The organism is Streptomyces sp. RP5T (genome assembly GCF_003933965.1).
Classification (GTDB): domain Bacteria; phylum Actinomycetota; class Actinomycetes; order Streptomycetales; family Streptomycetaceae; genus Streptomyces.
Window position 1 is genome coordinate 1 of record NZ_RSAJ01000369.1, and the last position, 8395, is coordinate 8395.

Annotated in this window: 7 protein-coding genes; 4 read left to right on the plus strand and 3 right to left on the minus strand. The window is 68.2% G+C overall.

Annotated elements, in window-relative coordinates:
• Nucleotides 1–1444: hypothetical protein (locus tag EHS43_RS30035; protein WP_312023450.1), on the plus strand; the 1444-nt coding region annotated here is incomplete at its 5' end.
• A complete protein-coding gene (locus EHS43_RS48160; RefSeq protein WP_260470777.1) occupies nt 1441–2895 on the plus strand; it encodes a hypothetical protein in 1455 nt (484 codons plus the stop codon). The genes EHS43_RS30035 and EHS43_RS48160, both read left to right, overlap by 4 nt.
• A gap of 1001 nt (nt 2896–3896) precedes the next feature.
• Here the strand turns inward: EHS43_RS48160 and EHS43_RS30045 are convergent.
• Complete coding sequence (locus EHS43_RS30045) at nt 3897–5399, minus strand: hypothetical protein (protein ID WP_125193861.1); 1503 nt, start codon at nt 5397–5399, stop codon at nt 3897–3899.
• Nucleotides 5400–5916: 517 nt separating this feature from the next.
• Here EHS43_RS30045 and EHS43_RS30050 point away from each other — a divergent pair.
• Nucleotides 5917–6462, plus strand: a complete 546-nt coding sequence (locus EHS43_RS30050; protein WP_125193862.1) for an NUDIX hydrolase — start codon at nt 5917–5919, stop codon at nt 6460–6462.
• Nucleotides 6455–7153, plus strand: coding sequence for a polyprenyl diphosphate synthase (gene uppS / locus EHS43_RS30055; RefSeq protein ID WP_125193863.1), 699 nt, complete (start codon nt 6455–6457; stop codon nt 7151–7153). Before EHS43_RS30050 ends, uppS begins: the two co-directional genes overlap by 8 nt.
• Nucleotides 7154–7912: 759 nt before the next feature.
• On the opposite strand, the gene EHS43_RS46715 is transcribed toward uppS, so the two are convergent.
• Both EHS43_RS46715 and EHS43_RS30065 read right to left on the minus strand, forming a co-directional pair.
• On the minus strand, nt 7913–8098 hold the full coding sequence (locus tag EHS43_RS46715; RefSeq protein WP_185806474.1) for a hypothetical protein: 186 nt from the start codon (nt 8096–8098) through the stop codon (nt 7913–7915).
• A 49-nt stretch (nt 8099–8147) separates the two neighbouring features.
• A partial coding sequence (locus EHS43_RS30065) for a hypothetical protein (RefSeq protein WP_125193865.1) occupies nt 8148–8395 on the minus strand: 248 nt, incomplete at its 5' end.

Here is an 8395-nt window from a genome sequence, read left to right on the forward strand (position 1 = left end):
GGGTACGGCGGTGAGCCGCTTGGGGGTGGGGATCCGCCGGGGTGTGATGGCGGGTGATCAGTTCACCCAGGTCGCCAACGGCCTGTTCCGGGACAGCCGTCTCAGCTTCAGGGCGAAGGGGATTTTCGGGTACGTCTCTACGCACGCGAACGGCTGGCAGGTGACGGTCGACGGTCTTGTCCGCCTGGGTCCGGACGGGCGGGAAGCGGTCCGTACCGGGCTGAAGGAGCTGGAGGCGTGCGGCTACCTGATCCGTGAGCGGCTGCGCCGCCCGGACGGCACCCTCGGCGAGGTCGTCTACTGCATCACCGACCGCCCGGCCACCTGGGACATGACGCTGGTCGACGCCGACTTGGTGATCGCGCCTGCGCAGGCCGGGCACGCCGGCGGGTTGGTGGCGGGGATCCGTCGGGGTGTGATGGCGGCCGATCAGTTCACCCAGGTCGCCAACGGCCTGTTCCGTGCCGCCGAGTTGTCTTACAAGGCCAAGGGGCTGTTCGGGCTGCTCTCCACCCACGTGGAGGGCTGGCGGATGACCGTCACCGACATCGCCCGCCGCGGCCGCGACGGTGAGTCAGCCGTCAAGAGCGGGCTGAAGGAGCTGGAGCAGCAGGGCTTCCTCGTTAGGGGGCGCGAGCGAGGCGAGGACGGAACCCTTCGCGCGGCCGCGTACGTCATCACCGACCTGCCGGCCCTGCAAAGCAGCAGGTCACGACCAGAGTCGGGTTTTCCACCAGTGGATGACCCTACGTTGGCTGCCCCCGGCACTAAGAACACCATCGTTAAGAAGACCACTAAGCAGAACACCAGACCCCTCCGTCCGTGCGGCGAAGTACCGCCGGCACGTGGACAGACGGACCAGCCGCGCACGCCGACGCTCCGGCTTCCCGCGCCCGCGGCGGATGAGATGCACCCGGGGATCCAGCTGCTGCTCGAACTCGCGGCGGCGCGCCCCGAGCTGCTGCTGACGGGGCAGGCACTGACCGATCAGGGCCGCGTCGTGACGGCGATGCTGGACGCCGGCTGGACGCGCGAGCAGCTTCAGCACGTCATCAGCGACCGCCCTCTGCCGAGCCCGGTCCGCACCACTGTCGGCGCGATCATCGCCGCCCGGCTGCGTGCCGCCCAGGCTTACCAACCGCCCGCCACCGTGGCCGGCCACCATCACACGCCCGCGTGGCAGGACCCGCCACCGCGCTCGACCACTTCCTCGGCCGCGCGCACGGTGAGCGAGGCCCTGACCTACCGGGCGCTTACCGAGTGCGCCGGCTGCGGAGTGCCCGGCACCGCCCCCGGCGAGGACCTGTGCCCGGCCTGCCTGGGCTGGCCGCCCTGCCGCTCCTGCCCGGGGCCGACTCCCCGCCGCGCCCGCCCCGACGGCGACGGCCGCTGCACCACGTGCGCCTCCGTGTTCATCGACCACCTGGAAGGAAGCACCCCGTGACACCGCTTCGCACACTGCCGCAGGCCGCGGGCGTGCACCACCAACGTCCCTTCACCCGTGATGCGGGCCGGTGGAAAAGGGAAAGCAGCCGCGCTCTGCGCACCGGGCACGTCCGCGGCCACGCCTGTACGGCCGCCTGCGGACTCGTCCTCGTCCACGAACGCACCTTGTGGGGGTGGCTTGCCTGGACCGTCCCCGGTGACGGCAGCCAGCCCGAGGTCCCCCACCAAATCGGCGTGCTCACCCCGGGAGTGACCGTCTGGCAGCGCCTGGCCGTGCGCTCCCTGACCCGGCGCCCCGCCAGGCGCCTCGCCGTGGGCACCGTCCCCGGATCCCTGCGCTTGTCGGCAGCGGCTGTCGCCCTCATCAGCGTGATGGTCGGCCTGTTCGCCCTCAGCCGCGGTGTCCCCTTGAGTGTCACGGTGCCCACGGTGCTGCTGGCCCCGCTGCTCACGGAGTACCTGCTCGATCAGTTCGACGCCCGGGCCCGCGCGTACGTCCGCATCGTCGAAGCAGACGCCGCCTGCCGGTACCTGCAGCGACTTGCCGCCCTGCACACCTGCATCCTTCAGGCCGCCGCCGGCAGCGACCGCTACGAGGTGCGCCGCTCGGCTGAGGTCGGCCACCGCCTGCTGTGGGACGCCGCCGGCCTCCTCCAGGACCAGGACACCCGCACGGCCTCGCCTCGCCTTATCGACAGGGAACGGCTGATGGTCCAACTCGCCGACCAAGTAGCGCAGCTCCTCGAGCGCACCCGCACCTGCGCCCACTCGGCCACCGGCGAGGCCGGTCAGCCCCGCAGGAGCTTCGCTCCAGGGGGCCCGCTCCCGCACGGCTTCGAACCAGCGGCACAGCCACCCCTGTCGTCCACGCCCGCCACGTCACCACTGAAGGGACACCGACCCGTGATCCGGACTCAGCGTGACGACGAGGCCGGCTCCACGGAGGTCTACCTGCTGTTCGCGCACGAGCCCTACTACCCCGACGCGGGCACCCAGGAGATCAACACCACCGTGGTCACCGCCGCTTCCCTGCTCCACCCCCACGTCCTCCAGCCCGACGGTGCCCGCATCCACGACCGCCTCACCCAGGGCCGCACGCCGGGCGAGATCATCCCGCTGTCCACGCTCACCCATGAACTGGACGGCGGCGCCGGCTGGCCCTGGGTCGGCGACTGGGAGACGGTCACCACCGACCTCGTCCAGCTCGTCCGGCAGGGGGAGTGCGACGCCCTGAGCCTCGGCCTGCCAGAAATTGCGCGCGCCCTCCTCCAGGCCGGCCCGGACACTCATGTGTGCGCTTTCGGCGGCGCAGGCCAGGACATCACCTACGGACCGCAGGAGCGTGCCGCCGTCCTGGCCAAGATCGCTGTCTTCTTGACCGCTCTGGTCGCCGAGCGGGCCTTCTGGCCAGGTGATGGCCTTCTTCCCCCGCTTTTCCGTCAGGTGTAAGGGTGGGCCACCGAGTTGGCCGTGTTCGGATACGAATCACGCGTCATCTGGACAGATCTGGGCCCCCTGCAGGGCCCATCCGCCGGTTTCGCACATGGCCATGAGGGACAGCCTCCGGGGTGAGCAGTAGGTGCGCACGGCGCTTTGTGCTCCCCGGGCTGCGGCGATCGACTCGCGGGGGCGGCTGGCCACCTTAGCCAGAGTGGGGCAGCCGAACGCGTGCCCTGCCAGGGCGCGGTCGTCGGCGATACATGAGGGGCCAGAGCCTCGCCGTGCAGGGACAGGGCCGTGGCGGGCTGCTGCCGGAGTTGTACGCCTACCATCCGACGGCGATGCTCAGGTGCCCAGTCGCGAAGCGCAGTTGACGGCCCGGTCACGGTCAGGCCGGTGAGCTGTCCGTCCTTCAGCCACCCGTACACGGTGCAGGGCCGCCTGGGACGCCTTCTGGCGCAGAGCGGGCGGGCCGTGGTCGTGGGCGTAGATCCTGCTGGCGGCCTGGCGGCCTGGCGGCCTGGCGGCCTGGCGGACGGCACGGACGTTGCGGGTGCCGATCCGGACGGCATCCGGTTATCTGCCCCGGACAGTGCCGACAGCCAGGTACGCGCCGTCGACGCCGCCGGCCACGACGTCACCTACGGACCCGCGGAGCGCGCCGCCGTCCTGGCTGAGGTCAGCCTTTCCTCAACTCTCTCGTCGCCGAGCAGGAGTTGTGGCCGGGCGACGGCCTGCTCCCGCCGCTCTTCCGCCGGACGTAGGGGGGTACCTGTTCCTGATGCGGCCGTGAGCAGGCTGGTCACGATGGTGCTGTCGTGGTGTCGATGGCGAGCCGGTCCGCGGAGACCTGTGCAGGTCGCTGTATTCGAAGGCGTCTGGGGCTGACCTTCGACGCCCGGCTCACGGCTGTGCGGGTTGGCCCAGCAGGGCTGCCGTTGTGGGGATGGTCGGGTGTGTGTCCTCGAATGTCGACGGCTGCTGGCAGGCGCGGTGCCGAAAGTGGTGGCTCATCGCCGGCCTATGAGTCGTTGCGCTTCCCCGGCGGCGGCGAAGTCCCAGGTCTTGGCCAGGTCTTCGAGGAGGGGCCAGGCTCCGAGCCGGGCGGCGGACAGCGCCACTACCCGGCGCGTGGCGGTGGTCGTCGCTGATTGGCCGAGGTGGCGAAGCAGGGCGCAGTCGCGTTCGTGAGAGCCTGCGCCCAGTGCCCATCCGATGGTGAGCCGGACGCTGTCGTCGCGTAGGTGTGACCAGCCCATGGCGCGGATCGGTTCCAAGGCTTCGGGCCGGGTGAGCTTGGTGAGGAAGCGAACGGCTGCCCGTTGTACGCCGTAGTCATTTTTATCGACGCTTCGGCTGACTACTGATCCCAGGGAAGTGCCCAGTACCCCGCTCAGGTGCCAGGGTCTGATCATGACAGACGCGGTCAGCCGGTCGACTCTCTCCGGGGAGAAGAGTCCGTCGTGGATGAAGGTCCGCACGCCCGGCACGGCCAGGGGGGTTCCCTCACCTGCGAGAGCAGAGGCGGACAGGTCTTTGGTGAAGCGCTGCGCCACCTCGGTGACAAGGTCCCGGCGGTAGGTCTTGTCGCACTCCAGTCGCAACTGTGCGAGGTCCTCACGGATGTCGCTCATGCGGGACCGCTCCCGCGGGGACAGGGCGAAGTTCCCCCAGCGCAGGAAGGACAGCGCTTCCTCCCGTGCGGTGAAGAATTCGTCGGTGTCGTCCAGAACCGTCAGGGCGTGGTCCCTGAACGCAGGTGCGTGGTGTTGCATGCCTTGCGGCCCGACCCCGTCGGCGTGAAGCCTGCGACGCAGCGGCTCCAGCAGCGTCGCTGTCACTGCTCCGTCACGCATCCCAAGAGCTAGGTCGACCAGGAACTGGCGGCTGTTTTCGCCCGTCATGAACCCTGCGGCCTCGCAGATGGTGAAGTACCGCAGCGGATTCGTCCGCACCCTTTCCCGCAGGATCGGCAGGACGTCAGCGCCCACCGTGATCAGGACCTCGCGTACAAGGCGTTCCTCCTTCTCGAAGCTCTCGCCTGCCATGTCCAAAAGCCTGTGCAGGAAACACTCGCGGACAGGGGAACTGGCCAGCACATCGGGACGGTTGCGGTAGAGGTGGGCAAGCCTTAGCCACTCCAGAGACGTCAAAGGCTCGTCCTTGGCTAAGCGCCACAGCAGCTCAACCTCTGTACCTGCCGCCTCGCTCACTCGCGCCGCCGACGTCTTGGGAGTCTGGCCCTGAGCCCGGCTGGCATACACATAACAGTCGACAAGGTCCAGGTCATCCAACCCGAGCACCTTCTCGAAGGCCATACACCGTTCGATTGTAAAGTCCGCACTGCCGCTCTCCAGACGGTTGATCGTGGCGGGCTTCAGGTCCTCCTCCAGGTGACGGTTGAGCGCTGTTGTGAAAAATGTTGTCTCTTTGATCTTTGGATCCTGGTGGAATGCGCGAATCGCCCGCACCAGCCATGCGAACTTCTGTAACGGCAGAATCGGCCGTTCCATGGGCAGCAGCTTTCGACCAGATGGCATACGCCGAACTCCCCTCCCTGGTAAGGACATTGTGGGCCAGCACCCTCCAGTGAGCCCACCGAAGTTCCATTTCTGCGTGACGATAGGCGGCCGACGCATCAATTCGCCGGTATCAGGGGGGCCAGATCACCATCGGCACAGAAGCGACCGTCACCGTCCAGGGAGGCAGTCCGATGGGCGAGAAATGCCGCATGATGCTGCGTCGGCTTCGCATGCACACGCTGGTGCGCAGGCTTACCTACGCCCCGCTACTGAGTGCTCTGTGCGAAGCGGCTGGCGACGGGCCAACGAGGCCGATGCGACTTGCACTGCTCGCACTCGCCTGCCTGATCTGCGCCGTCTCCGAGCGCAGCGCCCCTGACTGTCCCCGCCCGCACCAGCACGACGGCTTTCCGGTGCACCCCGCTCGAGCAGGCGGGGCTGCAGAAAGCCACGGACCGCACGGCTCCTTGCCGGACGATCCGATCACTGAAAGTGAGAAGTAAAGCAAATGGATCACGGATACCGCACGAGTTCGCGGCCCCTCGACGGGCCGGCGTTCTTCACCATCGAAGAGACCCGCACCACTCATCCCGACCTGCAAAAGGAGCACATCCATCATGTGGTGAGGCACCCTGGCGGATCGGCTGTCGTCGCCGTGCACGACGGCCACGTCCTCCTCGTGGAACAGTATCGGCCGGCCGTGGACGAGGTTCTTCTGGAACTTCCCGCCGGACGCACCGAGCCCGGGGAAACCCCGAAAGACACCGCCGCACGCGAACTCCTCGAGGAGACCGGCTACATCGCCGAAAGTCTGGTCCCTCTTCTCGCCTTCCATAACGCACCGTCCTTCTGTGACGGCGTGACCCGACTGTTTGCCGCATCAGGCCTCACACGAGCCCCCGGCGCAGATGAGCGAGGACTGCCCCTTCGCACCCGGCATGTACCTATCCACGACATTCCGCGACTGCTCGCCGAGGGCAGCCTCACAGACGCCAACGCCATCATCGGCCTGCTCCACATGATCAACTATCGAAACGGAGCGCCCCGTGACTGACTCCACCCTGCACATCGCGGTGATCATGGACGGTAACGGGCGGTGGGCCCAGGCAGCCGGCTTGCCCCGCAGCGCCGGACACGAGCGCGCGCACCTCTCCGTCGAGTCCACCGTCACCGCGGCCCTTGAGAACGGCGTGACGCACCTGTCCCTCTTCGCCTTCTCCAGCGAAAACTGGAACCGACCGGAGAGCGAGGTGGCACTGCTCATGCAACCCGAGCGCTGGCTGGTCACAGAGCACGAAGTGGAGAGCTACCGGCAGCGAAATGTACAGGTCGCCTTCCTCGGAGACCTCAATGACCCACGCATCCCCGCCACATGCTCGCACTGGCTCCGCACGGTGGAAGAACACACGACAACACACAATCCCCAACTCCGGGTGACGGTCGCCTTCAACTACGGCGGACGCCAAGAAATCGCCGAAGCGGCCCGCCTCTGCGGAACGAAAACGCGACTCGGTGCGCAGGAGGACTTCCACCAGCACATGTGGAGCGCCCACCTACCCGACATCGACCTGCTCATCCGAACGTCAGGGGAGCACCGCATCTCCAACTTCATGCTCTGGTCCCTGTGGTACGCCGAGCTGATCTTCACGGACACTCTGTGGCCCGACTTCCGGGCCATCCACTTCTCCCGTGCCCTCACGGAGTACCGCATGCGCCACCGGCGATACGGAACCCTGAGCGGATAGCGCCCGGAGGGGTACCGCTCGCCACTTCCGCATGCACGGCTGTTGCCTTGACCGGAATCCCGGCCAAGGCAACAGAGACGCAGAGCGCGTGCCGCTGCGGTGCGTCCCCAACCGGAAGCCAGCCGCGCCGGGCTCATCGCGACACGCCGCTGGTTGGGGGCGCTGTCACCGGGGAACACCTCCGTGCTGGCGGGGGACCACTCGACTGGACCACGCTCATCGGCGTGACGGACGGATCACCCACGGGTTGGCGGGTGAGGCCCGGGGCAGTCCCGAGTTCGGTCTTCGGATCACCCCCGCGCTGGCGGGGGGACCCCACGGAGTAGACCTCGCTCGCGTCGTCGGCGTGCGGACCACCCCCGCGCTGGCAGGCACCACGTGCGGATCTCGTCGAGGAACGCCTCCGCAGCCGGATCACTCCCGCCTTGGCGGGGATCGCTCCTCCGAGACGTCGTTGTCCTTGGCGTACTGCGGATCACCCCCGCGCTGGCGGGAACCACGCCATGTCGAGAAAGCGCGGGTTGCGTCCAGGGAAGTGGTGTACGGGTTTGACCTGATCCGGGGGTTTACTCCGGCATCGGGATGGGGCCCGCATAGATGAACGGCCACCGGCTGATCTTCGAAGTGTCGAAGCCTCGAAGGAGATCAGCACGATGACCGCACCAGACAGTCTGCCCCTGCACGCCCTCGCCGAGGACAACCTCGCCGCGGCGAGTCCCGATCTGCTGCGCGCGATGGTCAAGACGTTCGCCGACGCACTCAAACGGCGATCCGTTTCACGTTCGGCGGGGCACCACCCATCTCCTCGACGAACGCGGCGACGTCCTCGGCCGCGGCGTTCAGGATGCTCAAGCCGCTGAGGTCGTAGTCGCCCACGCTGAGGACCCGGGTGGGCACCTCGCGGTAGGCGATACGGGCGGTGGCATCGTTGACCCCGGGCGGCAAACAGCCCGGGGGCCCTGTGCTGTGTCTGCTCGCTGCGCAGGGGCGAGTCCTACCGGTGGTGAGTGGCCGGGATCGATGCCGGGTGCGACGGCGTGGTGCCGGCCGGTGCCTTGCTGCTGGTTCCCGGTCTGCCGGCCAGAGCCAGCAGTAACAGGAGCAGCAGCAGACCTCCGCCCCCGGTGCCCGCTGTGACGGCGATGGTGCGCGGGCTGATCAACCGGTGGTGCCCGCGCACGCGGGTGCCGTCGGTGCGGTGGTAGGGGCGGACGTAGGTCGTCGGTCCGGTGGGGACCGGGC

Excerpts from the sequence above, each read along its gene's own strand:
- EHS43_RS30045 (WP_125193861.1), bottom strand. The coding sequence starts at position 5,399 with ATGGAACGGCCGATTCTGCCGTTACAGAAGTTCGCATGGCTGGTGCGG.
- EHS43_RS30050 (WP_125193862.1), top strand. The coding sequence starts at position 5,917 with ATGGATCACGGATACCGCACGAGTTCGCGGCCCCTCGACGGGCCGGCG.